The organism is Methylomonas sp. MS20, from assembly GCF_050275925.1.
GTDB lineage: Bacteria > Pseudomonadota > Gammaproteobacteria > Methylococcales > Methylomonadaceae > Methylomonas > Methylomonas koyamae_A.
On record NZ_CP189962.1, the window covers coordinates 1,959,673 to 1,978,480 of the forward strand.

18 protein-coding genes are annotated in these 18,808 nt (G+C 51.6%); all 18 read left to right on the forward strand.

What is annotated here, in order from left to right; genetic code table 11:
* The first annotated feature begins 81 nt into the window (after positions 1-81).
* The 18 genes from ACQE3D_RS08470 to ACQE3D_RS08555 all read left to right on the forward strand — a co-directional run bounded on the left by ACQE3D_RS08470 (position 82) and on the right by ACQE3D_RS08555 (position 18,762).
* Positions 82-990 carry a decaprenyl-phosphate phosphoribosyltransferase gene (locus tag ACQE3D_RS08470; protein ID WP_217631701.1) on the forward strand — a complete coding sequence of 303 codons (909 nt, stop codon included), beginning with the start codon at positions 82-84 and terminating at the stop codon, positions 988-990.
* Positions 987-1,940: a lysylphosphatidylglycerol synthase transmembrane domain-containing protein gene (locus ACQE3D_RS08475; RefSeq protein WP_071159760.1), complete on the forward strand. Its 954-nt coding sequence runs from the start codon at positions 987-989 to the stop codon at positions 1,938-1,940. The genes ACQE3D_RS08470 and ACQE3D_RS08475 overlap by 4 nt, the downstream gene beginning before the upstream one ends.
* The gene (locus ACQE3D_RS08480; RefSeq protein WP_083386133.1) at positions 1,937-3,232 is read left to right on the forward strand and encodes an FAD-binding oxidoreductase; all 1,296 of its coding nucleotides are present in this window, start codon (positions 1,937-1,939) and stop codon (positions 3,230-3,232) included. Before ACQE3D_RS08475 ends, ACQE3D_RS08480 begins: the two co-directional genes overlap by 4 nt.
* On the forward strand, positions 3,229-3,984 hold the full coding sequence (locus tag ACQE3D_RS08485) for an SDR family oxidoreductase (protein WP_175463744.1): 756 nt from the start codon (positions 3,229-3,231) through the stop codon (positions 3,982-3,984). The genes ACQE3D_RS08480 and ACQE3D_RS08485 overlap by 4 nt, the downstream gene beginning before the upstream one ends.
* The gene (locus tag ACQE3D_RS08490) at positions 3,984-4,613 is read left to right on the forward strand and encodes an HAD-IB family hydrolase (protein WP_071159759.1); all 630 of its coding nucleotides are present in this window, start codon (positions 3,984-3,986) and stop codon (positions 4,611-4,613) included. Before ACQE3D_RS08485 ends, ACQE3D_RS08490 begins: the two co-directional genes overlap by 1 nt.
* Positions 4,614-4,689: 76 nt before the next feature.
* Complete coding sequence (locus tag ACQE3D_RS08495) at positions 4,690-5,655, forward strand: glycosyltransferase family 2 protein (protein WP_071159757.1); 966 nt, start codon at positions 4,690-4,692, stop codon at positions 5,653-5,655.
* A gap of 11 nt (positions 5,656-5,666) precedes the next feature.
* A complete protein-coding gene (locus ACQE3D_RS08500) occupies positions 5,667-6,548 on the forward strand; it encodes a glycosyltransferase family 2 protein (protein ID WP_427551611.1) in 882 nt (293 codons plus the stop codon).
* Positions 6,545-7,423, forward strand: a complete 879-nt coding sequence (locus ACQE3D_RS08505; protein WP_071159753.1) for an SDR family oxidoreductase — start codon at positions 6,545-6,547, stop codon at positions 7,421-7,423. The genes ACQE3D_RS08500 and ACQE3D_RS08505 overlap by 4 nt, the downstream gene beginning before the upstream one ends.
* Before the next feature lie 141 nt (positions 7,424-7,564).
* Positions 7,565-8,920 carry a tRNA 5-hydroxyuridine modification protein YegQ gene (gene yegQ, locus ACQE3D_RS08510; RefSeq protein ID WP_313728327.1) on the forward strand — a complete coding sequence of 452 codons (1,356 nt, stop codon included), beginning with the start codon at positions 7,565-7,567 and terminating at the stop codon, positions 8,918-8,920.
* Between the two features lie 17 nt (positions 8,921-8,937).
* Complete coding sequence (gene rraA, locus ACQE3D_RS08515) at positions 8,938-9,423, forward strand: ribonuclease E activity regulator RraA (protein WP_281022904.1); 486 nt, start codon at positions 8,938-8,940, stop codon at positions 9,421-9,423.
* Positions 9,424-9,460: 37 nt separating this feature from the next.
* Positions 9,461-10,417 carry a 4-hydroxy-3-methylbut-2-enyl diphosphate reductase gene (ispH, locus tag ACQE3D_RS08520; protein ID WP_427551612.1) on the forward strand — a complete coding sequence of 319 codons (957 nt, stop codon included), beginning with the start codon at positions 9,461-9,463 and terminating at the stop codon, positions 10,415-10,417.
* 25 nt (positions 10,418-10,442) lie between these two features.
* Positions 10,443-10,802, forward strand: coding sequence for a rhodanese-like domain-containing protein (locus ACQE3D_RS08525; protein WP_064030802.1), 360 nt, complete (start codon positions 10,443-10,445; stop codon positions 10,800-10,802).
* Positions 10,795-11,193 carry an RNA-binding S4 domain-containing protein gene (locus ACQE3D_RS08530; RefSeq protein ID WP_064030801.1) on the forward strand — a complete coding sequence of 133 codons (399 nt, stop codon included), beginning with the start codon at positions 10,795-10,797 and terminating at the stop codon, positions 11,191-11,193. Before ACQE3D_RS08525 ends, ACQE3D_RS08530 begins: the two co-directional genes overlap by 8 nt.
* Before the next feature lie 183 nt (positions 11,194-11,376).
* Complete coding sequence (locus tag ACQE3D_RS08535; RefSeq protein WP_064030800.1) at positions 11,377-13,152, forward strand: hypothetical protein; 1,776 nt, start codon at positions 11,377-11,379, stop codon at positions 13,150-13,152.
* A 12-nt stretch (positions 13,153-13,164) separates the two neighbouring features.
* Positions 13,165-16,128 carry a DUF748 domain-containing protein gene (locus ACQE3D_RS08540; RefSeq protein WP_427551615.1) on the forward strand — a complete coding sequence of 988 codons (2,964 nt, stop codon included), beginning with the start codon at positions 13,165-13,167 and terminating at the stop codon, positions 16,126-16,128.
* A gap of 88 nt (positions 16,129-16,216) precedes the next feature.
* Positions 16,217-16,660: a DUF1134 domain-containing protein gene (locus tag ACQE3D_RS08545; RefSeq protein WP_064030798.1), complete on the forward strand. Its 444-nt coding sequence runs from the start codon at positions 16,217-16,219 to the stop codon at positions 16,658-16,660.
* Positions 16,661-16,677: 17 nt separating this feature from the next.
* On the forward strand, positions 16,678-17,004 hold the full coding sequence (locus ACQE3D_RS08550; protein WP_071159743.1) for a hypothetical protein: 327 nt from the start codon (positions 16,678-16,680) through the stop codon (positions 17,002-17,004).
* Positions 17,005-17,163: 159 nt separating this feature from the next.
* Positions 17,164-18,762, forward strand: a complete 1,599-nt coding sequence (locus tag ACQE3D_RS08555) for a hypothetical protein (RefSeq protein ID WP_071159741.1) — start codon at positions 17,164-17,166, stop codon at positions 18,760-18,762.
* The last annotated feature ends 46 nt before the right edge of the window (positions 18,763-18,808 follow it).

Consider the following 18,808-nt stretch of genomic DNA (forward strand, 5'->3'; position numbering starts at 1 on the left):
TGATGTTTTCTTTTATCATATGGAGATTTTTCGAGGTTCCTGTAAGGGAGTATTTGCGGACATCCTTGTCGAAGATTTATCATGCTGCATTTGCTCCTCAAAGCTAATTTAAATTTGATGACCCAACTAATCCTTTTGTTGCGACCTCATCAATACGTCAAGAATTCATTTGTCTTGCTCGGTGTAGTATTTTCACATCAATGGGATAATGCTACATTGATTTTGGCGGCGCTGGCTTTTTTTGCCTTTTGCTGCATGGCAAGCGCTGTTTATGTTTTGAACGATATATTGGATGTCGAGGAGGATCGTCAGCATCCAAAGAAACGCTATCGACCGATTGCCAATGGCACCATTGCGGTGCCAACCGCATGGGGACTGTTCTCTATACTGACCGCAGCGTCGATTTTGCTAGGGATTGGTGCGGGCAAATTAATGCCGGTAATGTTAAGCATATACCTTGTTCTAAATTTGGCCTATTCGCTACGGCTTAAACATGTGGTGATCTTGGATGTTTTTGTTATTTCGACCGGTTTTATGTTGCGAATTTTGGGCGGCACATTGGGATTAGGTATTGCTCCGTCCCATTGGCTTTTACTATGCGGTTTGATGCTGACTCTGTTTTTAGGCTTTGCTAAGAGGCGAGCGGAGTTGTTAATGCTAGAATCCTTCGGAGAGTACAGTCGAGCGACTACCAGGCGCGTATTAGATGATTACAGTCCGATCATGCTAGAACAATATATTGCCGTGAGCGCGGCTTGTACGATTTTGAGTTATGGCTTGTATACGGTAAGTGACAGTACAATAGCCCTACACGGTTCAGATAAACTGGTTTATACCGTACCTTTTGTGGTTTATGGTATTTTTCGCTATCTGTTTTTGTTACATCATCGCCAACAAGGCAATGATACGGCAAAAGATCTTTTAACGGATCGGCATTTACTATTTACCGTTTTGGGTTGGTTTGTCACCTGTGTTGTAGCTCTTATATGAGTGAGTTACTACTTTCTGGTTGGCGTTACCGGGCCGTTATCATCTCTATTGTTATAGCAGCTTTAGCTTATTTGGGGTTTTCCTTATGGGCAGGCTTTAATGATGTCATGGCTGCATTGTTACAGGTTGGTGCGGTCGGCGTATTATTGATGTTGGGATTATCTCTCACTAACTATTTCTTGCGTTTTTTGCGATGGCAGTTGTATTTGCGTTCATTGGGTTACCAAGTGCCTTGGCTGGTCAGTTGGCGTATTTATCTCGCCGGTTTTGCGTTAACCACAACCCCTGGCAAAGCAGGTGAGGCATTGCGAGGAGTTTTTTTAAAAAGGTGGGGAGTTCCTTATATCCACAGTTTGTCGGCATTTTTAAGTGAACGATTATCTGATCTGGTAGCTATCCTATTATTAGCTTTGCTTGGCCTTAGCCTATATCCTCAAATGCAGGGCATTATTGTAGTTGGAGCTAGCGGGGTTATGGTTGGATTCCTTTTTTTATTGTTGCCTGCACCTATCAGATGGTTAGCATGCTGGGCGAAAAGGGGAGAGGGGTATTTTCGGAGATTCGCTTTACATCTTTCCAGGATGCTGAATGATGCTAGGGCTTGCCATACACTGAAAATGCTCATGGCTGCAACTTTACTGAGTATTGTTGCTTGGATGGCGGAAGCTTTAGCTTTTAATTGGATGTTAATTCAGTTGGGATTTGATGTGCCGATAGTTTTTGCGATTTTTGTCTACGCAGTTGCGATGCTTGCCGGGGCACTGAGTTTTTTGCCAGGTGGATTGGGTGGTACAGAGACAGTGATGGTGGGTTTATTGATCTGGAAAGGGGCCGGATTCCCTGAAGCGGTGGCCGCTACCGTTTTGATTCGACTGACGACTCTTTGGTTTGCCGTCATTCTTGGTGCAATTGCACTTGTGATGAGCCGTCACGAAGAGAAAGTTATATGATTCCATTATCCTGGAACCGCTGGCCTAGGGTTGATCATCGCAAAATCATTTCTGTCAATGATAGGTCGGTTCCCTTGCCATTTTGTGAAGGAAGCTTGCTCGCTCATGGTAATGGTAGAAGTTATGGCGATGTTTGTTTAAACGAAGCAGGTAATTTGTTGATGACTCGCGGGCTTAATCGCTTTATGGTTTTCGACCGGACAACTGGGCGTTTACAATGTGAGTCAGGTGTTTTGCTCAAAGAAATACTGGATCTAGTAGTTCCGCAGGGTTGGTTTCTTCCAGTAACACCTGGCACCCGTTTTGTTACGGTCGGTGGGGCAATTGCCAATGATGTGCATGGCAAAAATCATCATTCAGCTGGGACATTCGGCCATTATGTATGTAGTCTGGAGTTACTTAGATCAGACGGTCAGCGTTTGCTTTGTGGTCAAGAGGAAAATAAGCAATGGTTCGCTGCTACAGTTGGAGGGCTTGGTCTAACCGGATTGATAACATGGGCAGAATTACAGTTGATGCCAATCTCCAACGCTTTTATGTGGGTTCAGCCTCGTCGTTTTTCTAGTTTGAGTGAGTTTTGGGCTATCAATGAAGAAGCTGAACAGCGTTGGCCTTATACCGTAGCATGGATAGATTGTTTGTCCGGTACTAAGGATAATGTGCGAGGAATTTTAAGTGGTGGTGCACATGCGCCTGCTCAGGCTGAATTACCTTGTTTCAAGGAAAAATCACGCCACATGCCTTTAACTCCTCCGCTGTCTTTGGTTAATTCGTTGAGTCTACGTGCCTTCAATGCCTTTTATTACCATCAGCCTATCAAATCAGGGATAACTTTAGATCACTTTGTACCCTATTTCTATCCATTAGATGGATTGTTGGACTGGAATCGTGTTTATGGACGTAGAGGTTTTTTTCAATATCAATGCGTGCTTCCACTAGAAAGTAGCAGAGATGGGATATCGAAGCTTCTGCGTCGAATTGGAGCGAGCGGGCAAGGATCGTTCTTGGCTGTTTTGAAGACATTTGGCTCTAAACCTTCTGCTGGTATGTTGTCATTTCCTCGCGAAGGGGCGACGCTAGCGTTAGACTTTCCAAACTTGGGAGAGGCAACCCATCGCTTATTTCAGGAACTTGATGCAGTTGTACGAGATGCAGGTGGAGCGCTCTATCCAGCTAAAGATGCACGTATGCCTTCTGATTTATTTCGCGCTGGTTACCCGCTTTGGGAAAAATTCAGTACTTTTGTTGATCCCGGTTTTTCATCCAGCTTTTGGAGAAGAGTAAATTCATGATTCCTATGCAACGCACAGTCATTTTTGGTGCAACCTCAGCTATTGCGCAAGAGGTTGCACGGCAACTTGTTGTTAGAGGGGGGGCTCTTTATTGCATCGGTCGTAATTCTGCTAAGTTGGATGCATTGCTCGCGGATCTGCGTGTGCGGGCCGGATCAGGGCAAGTTATTGGAGGTGAAGAGGCTGATTTGAATGATCTTACAAGACACGAGAGTTTATTGTTATCCGCAGAAAAAGCATTAGGTGGTTTAGATGCGCTGCTTGTTGCACAAGGTAGTCTCTCAGATCAGAAGTCGTGCGAGGTCTCTCCGGACTTAACCGTGCGAGAATTCAATACTAATGCATTGAGTGCTATTTCTATTTTGACCTTGGCCGCTAATAAGATGGAAGCCCAAAAGGCCGGGGTTTTAGCGGCGATTAGTTCAGTGGCGGGGGATAGGGGGAGGCAGAGTAACTATGTTTATGGCGCAGCTAAAGGAGCACTCACTATTTTTATGGAGGGATTGCGCAATCGGCTAACCAAAGTCGGAGTTAGTGTAGTGACTATAAAACCTGGCTTCGTTGATACTCCAATGACGGCTTCGTTTGATAAAAATGGTGTTCTCTGGTCGAATCCAGAAATCATTGCTCGCGGCATTGTTATTGCCATGGAAAAAGGGAGCGGCGAAGTATATTTACCTGGTTTTTGGCGCTTCATTATGTTGGTAATTCGGCATATTCCATCGCGCATGTTTAATAAAATGAGTTTGTGATGGCTAAGGTTGCTTTTTTTGATTTCGATGGGACTCTTACTCGGCGCGATTCTTTGCTTCCATTTTTGCGATTGGTAGCTGGTACCCCCCGCTTTGTCGGACGTATGGCGTTATTAAGCCCTGTGTTAGCAGCTTACGCAATCAATTTGATAAGAAATGATGTGGCTAAAGAACGGGTTCTTTCTTATTTCCTTGAAGGCATGGAGCAAAAATCACTACAGCGCTTAGGTGCGAATTTTGCGAATGAGCGATTGCCGGACATGTTGCGTCTGGCAGGTGTTGAGCGGTTACGTTGGCATCAAGATCAAGGTCACACATGTGTTTTGGTTAGTGCCTCACTCGACGTTTATTTGACACCTTGGGCTAGTAAAATTGGTTTTGATGACTGGATTACTTCCAGTTTGGAAATTGATGATGCAGAGCGAATAATTGGAAGATTGAATGGCGGTAATTGCTTTGGCGAAAAGAAAGTGCATCGCATTAGAGATTGGCTGGCGAACAAAGAATTTTCGTATTCGTATGCGTATGGTGACAGTAGCGGCGATATACCCATGTTATCCCTTGTTAATGAAGGATACCTATTAAACGATGGGGAGTTTTCTTTGATTCATCAAGTAAAGAGACCTTAAAAAGTGAGCCAAAAGGGTATGTCGTATAGATATTGGATGGCTGAATGAAGCTATACTGCTTAATCCTCAATAAAAGATGAGCCATAAAGTTTCAGTAATCATTGTCAATTGGAACGGAGACCGTTTTCTCGAACGCTGCTTGTCGACATTGCTGGTTCAGTCAATTATGCCGCACGAGATTATCTTGGTCGACAACGCCAGTTCCGACGCTTCACTTAACATTGTACAGTATTTTTCGACGGTTAAATTATTACCGCAAAATGAAAACCTAGGTTTTGCTCGTGGGAATAATTTAGCTATCAACATCATCAGTCCTGACTCGGAGTGGATTGCTTTACTTAACCCGGATGCGTTTCCTAATCCAGATTGGCTGGAACGTCTGTTAGCTGCGGCCGATTCCTATCCTGAGGTTTCTGTATTTGCCTCTCTGCAAATGTGCGATGATAATGCGGAGGTTATTGACGGTGCAGGAGATAGTTATCATGTTAGCGGGTTGGTTTGGCGCGATCATCATGGTGGATTGATTTCTCCAATGGATCGAGAGAATAAGCCCGTTTTTAGTCCTTGTGCTGCAGCCGCATTATATAGACGGCAAGCCTTGATCGATGTTGGAGGGTTCGATGAAGATTTTTTCTGTTATGTCGAGGATGTGGATTTAGGATTTCGATTGCGTTTAGCCGGACATCAGGCGATGTTGGTAGGGGATGCTGTTGTGCGCCATGTGGGGGCTGCATCCACCGGAAGACAACGCAGTGATTTTTGTGTATATCATGGCCACCGTAATTTGGTTTGGACATTCGTTAAAAATATGCCGGGGTTGTTGTTTTGGTTGTTGTTACCAGTCCATCTTGCGCTTAATTTAATATCCGTCGTTTATTTTTCAATCGTCGGACAAGGGGGAGTGATTCTCCGTGCAAAATATGATGCTTTGAAAGGTGTGTCTAAGATGTGGCAAAAAAGACAAATTATTCAAAGCAGGCGTATTGCCTCGCTAGCCGATATTTGGCGGGTCTTGGATAAGCGTATTTTACCTTTTAAGTAAAAGATAAACTAATGACAGAATCCATTGACGCGATTGTCGTCAATTACAATGCAGGTAACCTATTGCAGACTTGTATAGCGTCTTTGCATGTCTGCCCGGTGGTTTCTAAAGTTATCGTGGTTGATAACTTTTCCCATGACGATAGCCTGAGGGCCATTCAGCATTTACCCGGTGTGCAAATAATTAAGAATAATAAAAACTTTGGTTTTGCCGCAGCCTGTAATATGGGCATTGAGAAAACCGATGCGGATTATTTGTTATTTCTAAATCCCGACTGCTCATTTTTGCCTGGTACTATGTCGCGAATAGTAGAGCATATGCGTGCTGATAGTGCCATTGGCATGGCTGGCGGCGTTTTGATTAATCCGGGGGACGGCACGGAACAGGCGGGTGGGCGGCGAGCGATTCCCACTCCATGGCGCTCATTTGTCAGGGCATTTGGTTTGCACCGGTATGCCAATCGTTGGCCTCGCCTGTTTTATGATTTTTGCTTGCACGATGAGCTGCTGCCGGGCGCCCCGGTTGCAGTGGAGGCGATTTCCGGTGCTTGTATGTTGGTTAAGCGGGAGGCAATCGACGATGTCGGTCTTTGGGATGAAGGTTATTTTCTGCATTGTGAAGATCTGGATTGGTGTATGCGCTTTCGTCAGAAAGGTTGGAAGATACTTTTTATTCCTGATGCAAAAATAATCCATCAGCAGGGTGCTTGTAGTCGCTCTCGGCCGTTTTTTGTCGAATGGCATAAGCACAAAGGTATGCTGCGTTTTTACCGAAAATTCTTCCGGCATCAGTATCCTGGGATTTTAATGTGGTTGGTTACATTCGGTGTATGGTTTAGGTTTTTTCTGGTAGCAGGGTATTATTTAGCCAAGCGAATGTTGGATAAGCTGTGACAATTTTGGCAAACAGTGTTTCTGTCGGTGTTTTGGGGGCGACGAGTCACGTTGGTAAGGCTTTGTTATATGAGTTAGTTGAACTAGGTTTTCCCGTGTTCGCCTTTTCCCGCCGGGTTTCTAATGCTTGTGATAGTAATGTGCGCTGGGAAAATATTTCACAGCTTTCTGACGCTCGCGAGTGCATCATTCCTTACTGGGTTAGTCTCGCGCCTATCGCAGTTCTTCCTGGTTATTTTGATGCGTTAATGGGTTGTGGTGTGAGGCGCATTGTGGTGTTGTCGTCCACTAGCCGTTTCAGTAAGGCTGAATCGTCGTCGCTCGGGGATCGTCAGTTAGCGCAAAGCTTTATTGATTCAGAGCAAAAGCTTCGATTTTGGGCTGAACAAAATAATATTGAGTGGGTAATTTTGCGACCTACATTAATTTATGGCTTGGGAAGAGATAAGAATGTTTGTGAGATTATTCGACTGATTCGTCGTTTCCGTTTTTTTCCATTGTTCGGAGATGCCCAAGGGTTGCGTCAGCCAATACATTGCAGGGATGTCGCGATTGCATGTTGTAATGCGTTAGCTTCTTTCGAAGCGACAAATAAGGATTTTAACCTATCAGGTGGCGAGACTTTGAGCTACTGTCAAATGGTGGAGCGTTTGTTCCGGTTTATTGATTGTACGCCGCGCTTCATCAAGGTGCCAACAGCGGTGTTACGCGGTATGCTGCGCCTGCTACGACTTTTGCCGCGGTATCGCAATTGGACTTTTTCAATGGTGGAGCGCATGGGACAGGATTTGGTTTTCGATCATTCGGAAGCGACGCGACATTTAAATTTCACCCCGCGGGTTTTCAAGTTAGATAAAGAAGATTTGCCGCGCTAGCCGGAATTAACCCTGGATGGGTGATGGTTTGCTTGAGTAGCGGCATAGTGAGTTCGGTCGGCTCTTGTGTGCCCGGTTGTATCGATATTTCTCTGGGTTATTTTGGTAGAATGAGGGCCGTTTATTCTCAATTGACCATCAATGAAACACGTCGAACTTCTTTCCCCGGCCGGTACGATTCGGAACATGCGTTATGCGTTCGCGTTCGGCGCCGACGCGGTTTATGCCGGGCAGCCGCGTTACAGCTTGCGGGTGCGCAATAACGATTTCCTAGCGGACAATCTGGCGAAGGGGATAGCCGAGGCACATGCGATCGGCAAGAAATTTTATTTGGCGGCGAACGTCATTCCGCATAACGCCAAGGTGAAGACTTTCGTCAAGGACATGCAACCGATTATCGCGATGGGGCCGGACGCGCTGATCATGGCCGATCCAGGCCTGATCATGATGACCCGCGAACAGTGGCCTGACGTGCCGGTGCACTTGTCGGTCCAGGCCAATACCGTGAACTATGCCAGCGTCAAATTCTGGCAACGCATGGGGGTAGAGCGGATCATTCTATCGCGGGAATTGTCGTTGGACGAGATCGCCGAGATTCGCCAGCAATGTCCCGACATGGAGTTGGAGGTGTTCGTGCACGGTGCGTTGTGCATCGCCTATTCCGGGCGTTGCCTGTTGTCCGGCTATTTCAACCATCGCGACCCCAATCAAGGGACTTGTACCAATTCCTGCCGTTGGAAATACGACACCAAGCCGGCCGACGAAACCGCCGAAGGCGATTACGTGTTGGCGGACAGGCCGGTGTTGTCGATGAACGATCTCAGTCACGGATTGAGTGGCGCGAGCTGCGGTGGTGCCGAGCGTCATCCGCTGGCCGATCAGATTTATTTTCTCGAGGAAGAAGGTCGGCCCGGCGAGTTGTTGCCGGTCATGGAGGACGAGAACGGCACTTATATCATGAACTCCAAGGACCTGCGCGCTATCGAACACGTGCAGCGTTTGGTGGAGATCGGCGTGGATAGCCTGAAAATCGAAGGGCGGACCAAATCGCATTTTTACGTGGCGCGTACTGCGCAGACCTACCGTCAGGCGATCGACGACGCGCTGGCCGGCCGGCCGTTTCAGCCGCAATTGCTGGGTGTTCTGGACAATCTAGCCAGTCGCGGTTACACCGATGGTTTTTATCAGCGTCATCATACGCACGAGCATCAGAACTATCTGTCCGGTTATTCCAAGAGCCATCAGCAACAGTTTTGCGGCGAAATCACCGCCTACGATCCCGACACCGGTCTGGCCGATGTCAGCGTCAAAAACAAATTCGCGGTTGGCGATCGGTTGGAAATGATTTTGCCTGGCGGCAATCGGGATATCGTTGTGGATCGGATGCTGGATAAATACGGCAATCCGATGCAAGAGGCCTTGGGCGGCGGATACGAAGTGCGAATTCCCTTGCCTAGCGAAGACTGTCGCTACGGCTTGTTGGCGCGTTATTTTTGATGGACTTGGAGGCCGATTTGGCATTTCTGACCGCCGATTTATGCGATCGCTTCGGCGATGCGGAGAATTTCCAGGTCGCCGAACCCATGCTGCGCCATTTCGGCGGGCGCCAACGGTTTTGCGGGCGAATCGCCACGCTGAAGGTTTTCGAGGACAATTCCTTGGTGCGTAGCGCATTGGAGGAAGATGGCAGCGAGAAGGTGTTGGTGATCGATGGCGGTGGCGGCAAGCGTTGTGCCTTGTTCGGTGATACCTTGGCAGCTCTGGCGATCGAAAACGGCTGGAGCGGCATCATCGTCTACGGTTGCGTGCGCGGCGCGGAACTGTTGGCGCAACTGCCGATCGGCGTAATGGCCCTGAATACCCATCCAATGCGTAGTCGTAAGCATGGTCAAGGCGACCGCGACGTGATGATCACGTTTGCCGGGGTCAATTTCAAAAAAGATCATTACCTCTATGCCGATAGCGATGGAATTATCGTCGCCGAGACAAAATTGGATTAGAATCCCAATGTCTTAACCTAGTAAAAAACTCAAGAATATGCAAATCGTACTCGCAAACCCTCGTGGATTCTGTGCCGGCGTGGACCGGGCCATTGAAATCGTCGATCAAGCCATCGATACCTTCGGCGCACCAATTTATGTGCGTCATGAGGTCGTGCACAACCGGACCGTGGTCGACGGATTAAAGGAAAAAGGCGCGGTGTTTATCGAGGATTTGAGCGATGTGCCGGTCGGCTCTTATCTGGTGTTCAGCGCGCACGGGGTTTCCAAGCAGGTGCAGCGTGAAGCCGAGGATCGCCAATTGACGGTGTTCGATGCCACCTGTCCGCTGGTCACCAAAGTGCACATGCAGGTCGCCAAGCACGCCAAGCAGGACCGTGAAGTGATCCTGATTGGTCACGCCGGCCACCCGGAAGTGGAGGGCACGATGGGGCAGTACGAGAAATGCACTGCGCACGGCAATATCTATCTGGTGGAAACGCCGGACGACGTCAAAAACCTCAAAGTTAATAATCCGGACAACCTGGCCTACGTCACGCAAACGACGCTGTCGATGACCGACACCAAGGTCATGGTCGATGCACTACGCGAGCATTTTCCGTCGATCAAGGAGCAGAAAAAAGACGACATATGCTATGCCACCCAAAACCGTCAGGATGCGGTGCATGATCTGGCGAAAATTTCCGATCTGATTTTGGTAGTTGGCTCCCCCAACAGTTCGAATTCCAACCGTTTGCGGGAAATCGCCGAACAGCTCGGCAAATCCGCGCACTTGATCGATACCTATCGCGACCTGAAACAGGAATGGTTGTCGGGCGTGGATGTCGTCGGCGTCACAGCCGGCGCGTCGGCGCCGGAAGTGTTGGTACAGGAAGTGATCGATCAATTGAAAGCCTGGGGCGGCGCCGACACTCTGGTCCGCGAGAATAAAGGTATAGAGGAAAAAGTGGTATTCTCTATTCCCAAGGAATTGAAGAAGCACATGGAAGCCTAACTTAATCAGCCCAACGAGGAACCGTATGGCTATTACCGCGCAAGATTTAGTCGCCGCCGCCAAGCAGCAGATTTCGGAGATCGACGTCGCCGCCGCTCGCGAACGCTTGACGACAAATTTGATTCTGGATGTCCGCGAGCCCAACGAATTTGCCGCCGGCCATTTGCCGGGCGCGGTCAATATTCCACGTGGCGTACTTGAATTCCAAATTGGTGGACATCCCGCTTTCCAAGGTCGGCAACAAGCCCCGACCGTGGTGTATTGCCAGGGAGGCGGCAGGTCGGCGTTGGCGACTCAAGTATTGCAGCAGATGGGCTACTCGGCGACCGTCAGCATGGCCGGCGGTTTCAAGGCTTGGGCGGAGAGCGGTTTGCCCGTTGAGTGAGCAAGACGAACTCCGTATCGATAAATGGCTATGGGCCGCGCGGTTTTTCAAGACCCGCGGCCTGGCGTCCGACGCGGTCAGTGGCGGGAAGGTGCACGTCAACGGCCAGCGCTGCAAGCCCAGCCGGGATGTTCGGCTTGGCGATCGCATCAGCATCACCAAGGATCAATATACTTGGGATATTCTTGTCACCGGTTTGAATCGGCAACGCCGTCCGGCCCAAGAGGCGGCCCAATTGTATGTCGAAGACGCGGCCAGCGCCGCCAAACGGCAACAATTGGTGGAATTGCACAAACAGCAGCAAGCCGCGTTCCCAGTCTCGGAGCGTCCCTTCAAACCCAACAAAAAGCAACGCCGGCAAATTCATCGTTTCAAAGAGGGTTCTGCCTGACCGGACCTCGTTCAACAAAACGATAGCCACACTTCCCGCAAGACTTTATTATTCCAGCGTTGTGCGCGCGCCGGAATAAGCCGGTGTTTGTCAAACGGCGGCCGGACCTTAAGTCCGGCCTAAGAACCGGCGTTTAATTTTCCGGTACGCTTTCACCCACGCAAGATTCCAAAAGGTTTTTGAATGTCGCAACGCTGTTTTTTCATAATCGCGCAAGCGGTGCTGGCCAGTGGATTGCTGGTCGGTTGCGCCACCACTCGGCAATTGGCGGTGGATTATCCGAAAACCGAATCGGTAGCCGTCAAGCCGTTGCGAGGGCAAACGACGGTTTCCGGCGACGATTACTACGTGCAGTGGCTGTCTGAGTTCGAGTTCAAGGGCGACAGCGCATTGAAAGGCGGTTGCAATGAAATGGGCGGTCATTACGAAAACGGCGATTTGTCGGCCGCCGTCGTGTTCGCGGTGCATAACGACGCCTTGAAGCTGCAGCGCGAAGCCAGCGGATTTCTTTATCAGGCGACGACCGGGCGGTGCAATTTCAAACTGGAGACCAAAAAGGCCAATTTGACGCCGTGGTTACGCTTGGATTCGGCCAAGGACACCCAGATTGAATACCGCTTTCTGACCAGTAACAGCCACGAGTCTAATCTGTCGCAGCTGGTCGAGGATCTGAATACCGCCAGCGGTTTGTTTGCGTTGACCGGCGTCGGTACCGGCATGGCGGTGATGGGGAAGTTGGCCGGCAATTGGGTGGAAAGCAATCCGCCGGTGGTCGCGAAAGCGCCGACGCCGGCCGGCAAGCTCAGTTCCGAGACCCACACGCTGCCGGCCGGCGTCGTACTTAACGCCGACAGCGCAGGTCTCAACCAAACCCGCTTGCCGGTTTACGAAGTGCTCGAAGGCGGTTGGAACATTTGGTCGTCGGAAACCAAGATGCTGGGCGAATTGCGGATTTATCCGGAATTGGTGTCGTCCCTGCTGCTGAAAACCGTTGGCGACGCGACGCCGGACGCTCACGACCTGTCTCTGGAAGAACTGTGGCGGGCGCCGATACAAACCGCCAACGGCGAACAGCGTCTCCAGCAATTGCTGGCTCAAATCGATGCCGCCGATCGGCCGAATCTGCAACCGGATTGGCGGGATTACAGCGATGTCGAGACTCAGTGCCGGCGGCTGAAACTGGTCATGAAGGACTTGGGGTTCAATAAATTCGACCGCAACGCCTTGCTCTACTACTTTCTGAATAAATCGCCGGATTGGAAGAATTTCAATATCTCGATGCAGCGGGCGATGACCGATGAAATCCGACCCAAATTGTTGGAGCAATACCGTTCCACCAACTTTTCCGGCTGTTTGGCGCCGGAAGATTATTGGGTCATGAAGAGCATGCGTCTGGCGGTCAATACCGAGCAGGACTGGGATGCGCTGGCCAGTTCCAGGCAAAAGAAGGAAGGCATCTTGAATCCGGTGCAGTCGGCGGGCCGACAATTGCTGGCGGCCCTGAAAAGCCCGGATAAGGATGAAGTGGCCCGTCAACTGTATCCGCTATTGAATACCGAAAAGGCCGGCAACGGTAGCGTATTGCTGCAAAACCATTTGAGTAATTTCGGCCTGGAAACCTTGCTGCAACTACCGCCGATTCCCGACGAAGGCGTGGTCGTTAGTGCCGCGCAATTGGCCGGGGTGTTCGCCGGTCTGAACGTCGATAGTTACAGTTGCGCTAGGCCGGCCCAGGAACAAGGTCAGCCGCTGGCCCATATCGGCATTCTGTTGTTCGCCACCAAGCCGGGCAGTCCTCGCGACAAAGGCGGCGCGCTCGAATTCGAACTGGCTCAGGGCCGCATCGTGCGTTTGGCGTTTCAGCATCCGTCGTTTCGCGATTTCGAACAGAATCTGGCCGATTATCCCGATCTCGGCGGCTGTCGCATCGACGCCGAATTTCTGAATCGACTGCATTAACACGGGGGTGCCATGGTCCTGAAACTCTCCACCGGGTATTGGATAGGCGGCACGCTGGTCGGCTTGGTCGGTTTGTATGCGGCGGCCGGATACTATGTTTTGCCCTATTGGGCGAGAACCCGCTTGCCCGAAATCGTTCACCAGGCCATCGGCGCTCAGTTCGGCATCGAGACGGTGGCCTTCGATCCTTTCGAATGGCGGGCCGAGTTGCGGGGGATACGTTTGACGGGTGCCGACGGCAAGGATTTACTCGGTTTGGAGAGTCTGGTTCTGGATATTCAGGCGATGGAGTCGCTAGGCATGCGCGGTTTGGCGGTAACGGCGATCGAATTCGGCAAGCCGACCATCAACCTGGAGCGCCGCGCCGACGGCCGCTTGAATTTGGCCGATCTGCGGCCTGCCGAAGCCGAGCCGGACCCTTCGTCCGAGCCCGCTAAAGAAGACTCGCCGCCGCCACTGTTGATTCACCGGCTGGCGATCGATGCCGGCGAAATCCGTTGGCGCGACGCGTTGGCGGGCGAGGATGCCGCCGAAACGCTGATGCCGCTGCAGTTGGAAGTCGCCGAGTTGGGTACCGTCAACGGAAAGAATGGCGCTAGCGGGCGTTTGGCGGTGGGCTTGGCGTCCGGCGGTACGCTGAATTGGCAAGGACAATTGACGTTGATGCCGTTGGTCTCGACCGGCAGCCTAAGGCTGGAGGGTATCGTCGTCCCGAAATTGCTGAAATTGGCGCCGAAGGACGTGCTGCCGGTTACGATCGACGCCGGCCAGTTGTCGGTCACCGCCGATTATCATCTGAGCCAGCACGACGGCGGTGTCAATTTGGCGCTAAACAACGGAGTTATCGACCTTAAAAAGTGGGCGATCAGCGAGCCGGCCCAGCATCGCTCGTTACTGGACTTGCCGTCGTTGACGCTTAGCGGCGTGGCCGTCGATCTGCAGGACCGGCAGTTGACCATCGCTAAAGTCGCCGCCGACGATGCGGCGATCCAAGTTTGGCTGCAAGCCGATGGCGTGGTGAACTACCAAGCCTTGTTTGCCGAGCCCGGCCAATCAAGCGCCAACGCGTCCAATCTGGCCGCCGCTCCGCCGACGCCCGCGGAGCCCGCCAAACCTTGGCGAGTTAAGGTCGACGACGTGGCATTAAGCAATCACCGCATCGAGTTCACCGATTACAGTCTGACCAAGCCGGTGACGCTGGAGTTGACCGAACTGGCCTTGGCGGTGCGCGGTTTCGATAGCGCCAATCCAGGCAAGTTACCGTTGACCTTCGCTACCCGTATTAACCAAAAGGCGTCCTTGAAACTGGCCGGCGATACCGTTTTGCAACCCTTCGGTGCCGCGTGGCAGGTAACGCTCGATAACTTGCTGATCAAGCCGTTTCAGGCTTATCTCGATCCCTATTTGAATCTGGAACTGGTGGATGGCGCCGTCAATCTGGATGGCAATCTGCAACTGACAACCACTGATCAATTTCAACTTACCTTTACCGGTAACGCCAACATCGACAATCTGGTAACCCGCGATCAAATCAAGAATAAGGATTTCTTGAAGTGGTCGGACCTGACCCTAGCCGGCATCGACATCGATCTGAACCAGCAGGATTTTAAAATCGACCGGGTGGTGTTCGAACGGCCCTATTTTCGCTTCAACATCAAGAAAGACGGTACGACCAATGTTGACGAACTTAGCGTCGTCAAGTCGCCGGCTCAGCAAAACGGGTCAAAAGTGGCGGAAGCACCGACCAAGCCGGACGTGAAATCCCCGGAACCGAAATTGGTCATCGGCAAAATCGAGATGAAAAACGGTCGCTCCGATTTCGCCGATTATTCGCTGATCTTGCCTTTCGTCGCGGAAATGAAACACCTGAATGGCGAAGTCAGCGGTTTTTCGACCGAGAAAGACGCCTACGCGCAACTGGATTTGCAAGGCAAGGTTTACGATCTGGCGTCGGTCGATATCAAGGGCAAATACCAATTCCAAACCGGCAATACCGATGTCGGCCTGAAGTTTACCCACATGCCCTTGCCGCTGATTACGCCTTACATGGCCGAATTCGCCGGCTATAAAATCGAAAAAGGCCAGATGGCGCTGGATTTGCAGTACAAAATCAGCAAGGGCCAATTGGAGGTCCAGAACAAATTGTTCATCGATCAGTTGGCGCTGGGCGACCACGTCGAGAATCCGAAAGCGATGTCGCTACCCTTACATCTGGCCATTGCTTTACTGAAAGACGCCGACGGTCGGATCAATCTGGATTTCCCGATTTCCGGCAGTCTGGAAGATCCGAAATTCAGCCTTGGGGCACTAGTTAGCGACGTATTGGTCAATCTGATTGCCAAGGCGGTGGCTTCGCCGTTCAAGATGTTTGGGGCACTGCTCGGCGAGGATAAGGATTACAGTGTCGTAAAGTTCGGTCCGGGTAGCGCCAAATTGGCGGCCGAGGAGTCCGCCAAACTCGATCAACTTGGGCAGGCCTTGACCACCAAACCGGAATTGACGCTGGAAATCAAGGGCAAGGCTTATGAAACCCAGGATTGGCCGGCGATGCGTTACGATGCGGTCAAGGATGTTCTGAAAAAAATGAAATCCGGCGAGTTGCGCGATCAGGGCCAGAAAATCCGCCATGAGTATCTCGAGTTGTCGGACGACGAATACCGGCGTCTGCTGGCCAAGTTTTTCGGCGAAGTGTTTCCCGAGGAATTGGATCGCGGCCTGTTCGGCAAGCCACGCTTGAAAAGCGATCCGAATGTAGATTTTTACAGCGTCGCTCAACAGCGCCTGGAAGGTATCTTTCATCCCGATCCGCAGCGCTTGACCGAGTTGGCGGTGGACCGGGCCAATCACATCGCCCAATACGTCACCATGCAGGGCAAGGTCGAACGAGGGCGGGTTTACATCTTGGCGCCGGAATTGAGTCAAGCGGAAACCGCCGACGGCCTGAACTCGGTGTTGTCGTTGGGGGCCTTGCCCTGACCGAGCGCGAAACGGCTTTGTACTATAATCGGCTGACTCGACGGCGGCTGGCCGGCTGGAAATTGGGGTTTAACACGTGGAGAAAACAATGAAAATCGGAACGTTCAACTATTTACCGCTAGTGCTTGGCATCGCATGCGCGGCGCTATCGGCCTCGGCCGCGGCGGGACCGCTGACCTCTTGCACGATGACCTACAAATTGAGCGGCTGGTCGCTGGTCTACAAACAATACGACGGTATCGGCAATATCAGTTGCAGCAACGGCCAGCGCGCCCAAGTCGCCTTGGCGTCCAAGAGCATCGGCTTCACGATAGGCAAATCGGAAATCGAAGGCACCGGGGTATTTTCGGAAGTCAAAAATCTCAATGAGATCTACGGCAACTTCGTGGCCTTGGAAGGGCACGCCGGCGCTACTAAATCCGTGGACGCGCAAGTCTTGACGCGCGGCGAAATTTCGCTGGCCTTATCCGGCAAGGGGCGAGGCATCGACATCGGCGTCACGCTGGGCGCGCTGACGATTTCGCCGCGCTAGGCCGTTTTTACCGGCACATGCCGTTCGTCACCCGAGACGCCGCCGGGGCGATCCGGCGCCTCGACGATACCGGGGCCGCTGGCGATTGGCTGGCGGATGACGATCCCGAACTGGCCGCGTTTTACCGCGACGCGGGCATGCGGGCCAAGCGCGCGCTGACCGAAACCGATGTCGATATGGTTAGGGTTATCGACGATCTGGTGGATGTTTTGGTGGCCAAACAATTGGTGATATTTACCGAGTTGCCGGACGCCGTGCAACAGAAGCTGCTGGCCCGTAAACAACTGAGAAGGGAAATCGGCGCGTTACAGAACTTAATGCTAGACGACGAAGGTTTGTTCTAATGAACCCATGTCGCGCCCGGTCGGCTTCGCGCTCGCCGCGATCGGCCCGCCTGGAATGGTACTGATTGGTGCCGCCGGCGCGGCCGTCAGCAACCGCGGGCGGCCGGAGTTTCGCCGGACAACGGTTGGAAGCGCCGTTGTATTGAATTTGGACTTTGCGTGAAGAACTCTTTTTTTCTGGTCATACCCGAACAAAAAAACGATCCCCGCTTGCTGGCGACTTTCTCGGAAACCGCCCTGCAACAATGGATCGCCGAGTTGCCCGCCGCCAATCCGGGTCTGGCCGCTCGTTTGTTTCAGGAATTGCTGTCCGAATTGATTTCGGTGGAAATGCCGGCTGCCAAGCGCTTGCAAGCGTTGGAGCAGCTCAGGGACAGTTTTTTTCTGATCGACGATTATTTGCGGTCGCGTCTGATCAAATTCGGCTTTCCGAAAGGCGATATCGAGAAAAAAATTTTCGGGCTGGTGTGCGTCGTCGAGCGCCAGTTTACGATCGGTTATTGGAGCGTGGTCAGGGACCTGACCCGGCGCGATGTCGGCTGGCTGCAGGGCAAGACCGTGGCCTTGGCGATACAGCGGACCATCAAGGGCTTGAGCCGCATCGTCGTCAGCCAGTACATGATGAGTTACCCGATTCCGGACTGGATTTGGATAGATCTGCATTCGCTGTACAAACTGGCGGTGAAGTTGGGCAAAGACGATACCAAGGTCGCCGACCAGCGCGGCCTGTTTACCAAGCATTCCTCGGTCGCCGACAGTTACAAGCAGATTTTGCTGCTCAGTCTGGCCTACCCGTCCGGCCTGATGCAGAAGGAATTCCAACTGGTTTACGAGTTCATCGATAAGATTAGCGATTTGGTAAACATAGAAGCCAAACCGGTTGCCGGACAAGCCGTGCAATGTCTGATTTCGATCGACGAAGACCTTGCCCCGGCCTTTCAGCCGGCCGCCAAGACGGCGGACCGACGCGGCGAGGCGGCCCTATTGTATTTGGATCTGACCAAATTGGCTAAGATCTACAAGTTGACCGATAAATACTGCGGCAAGGACGAAGCCAGATTCAGTTCGCTGGACATCGATCCAGGCAGCCATAACAAATTGTCGCCGGAACTGTTCGAGTATCTGATACAGCGCTGGCAGGGCAGGGAACCGCAAGGGACCGTGTATTTCGCCGATCGGCTGGATCGTTACGTAGTCATTGGCCTGGACGCGACGCACGATTTACTGGATACCGGCCGGATTGCCGCCGGCTATGAAGCGACACCGGAAATTCCGGCACACAGCGAATCCGAGCGGGCGTTGTCCTGCGTATTGCAGCAGGAAGGCTTGTTGTCGATCGGCAGTTTGGTCAGTTTTAGAAAAACCGATAGCTTGCCGCATCTGCGGGCCTTGGGCGTGGTCTGCAAGATTCTGCTGCCCAAGCAAGACAGCAAAGTGGTGTTCGAGTTGGTCGTGATTGCCCATCAAGCGTTTCCGGTGGCTTATCACGCGCTGGATGCCGAACCCGACACCGAACGCAAAAAAGCCCTGATTTATGGTACAAAGGACCAAGAAGGCGAAAAAAGCTTTATTATCATGGATTCTTTCATGCTCAAGGATGGCGACTTGTTACGGATGTACATGGGGAGCGAGAATTTTCCAATTATTTTGAATGGCCGGAAGAATATAGGCTTGGGCTATTGGCAATTCGAATGTCGGCAGATACTTGAAAATATCCCGTCGGCCCACGGCAAGAAGAAAGGCTATGACTTTATTTGAAACATCCGTTTGCCGGGCGCCCCATGCGCGACCCCGGCCGCATGAC

Coding starts and splice junctions, on each gene's coding strand:
- ACQE3D_RS08540 (WP_427551615.1), top strand. CDS start 13,165: ATGGTCCTGAAACTCTCCACCGGGTATTGGATAGGCGGCACGCTGGTC.
- ACQE3D_RS08500 (WP_427551611.1), top strand. CDS start 5,667: ATGACAGAATCCATTGACGCGATTGTCGTCAATTACAATGCAGGTAAC.
- ACQE3D_RS08545 (WP_064030798.1), top strand. CDS start 16,217: ATGAAAATCGGAACGTTCAACTATTTACCGCTAGTGCTTGGCATCGCA.
- yegQ (WP_313728327.1), top strand. CDS start 7,565: ATGAAACACGTCGAACTTCTTTCCCCGGCCGGTACGATTCGGAACATG.
- ACQE3D_RS08490 (WP_071159759.1), top strand. CDS start 3,984: ATGGCTAAGGTTGCTTTTTTTGATTTCGATGGGACTCTTACTCGGCGC.
- ispH (WP_427551612.1), top strand. CDS start 9,461: ATGCAAATCGTACTCGCAAACCCTCGTGGATTCTGTGCCGGCGTGGAC.
- ACQE3D_RS08535 (WP_064030800.1), top strand. CDS start 11,377: ATGTCGCAACGCTGTTTTTTCATAATCGCGCAAGCGGTGCTGGCCAGT.
- ACQE3D_RS08475 (WP_071159760.1), top strand. CDS start 987: ATGAGTGAGTTACTACTTTCTGGTTGGCGTTACCGGGCCGTTATCATC.
- ACQE3D_RS08525 (WP_064030802.1), top strand. CDS start 10,443: ATGGCTATTACCGCGCAAGATTTAGTCGCCGCCGCCAAGCAGCAGATT.
- ACQE3D_RS08470 (WP_217631701.1), top strand. CDS start 82: ATGCTGCATTTGCTCCTCAAAGCTAATTTAAATTTGATGACCCAACTA.
- ACQE3D_RS08550 (WP_071159743.1), top strand. CDS start 16,678: ATGCCGTTCGTCACCCGAGACGCCGCCGGGGCGATCCGGCGCCTCGAC.
- ACQE3D_RS08495 (WP_071159757.1), top strand. CDS start 4,690: ATGAGCCATAAAGTTTCAGTAATCATTGTCAATTGGAACGGAGACCGT.
- ACQE3D_RS08485 (WP_175463744.1), top strand. CDS start 3,229: ATGATTCCTATGCAACGCACAGTCATTTTTGGTGCAACCTCAGCTATT.
- ACQE3D_RS08480 (WP_083386133.1), top strand. CDS start 1,937: ATGATTCCATTATCCTGGAACCGCTGGCCTAGGGTTGATCATCGCAAA.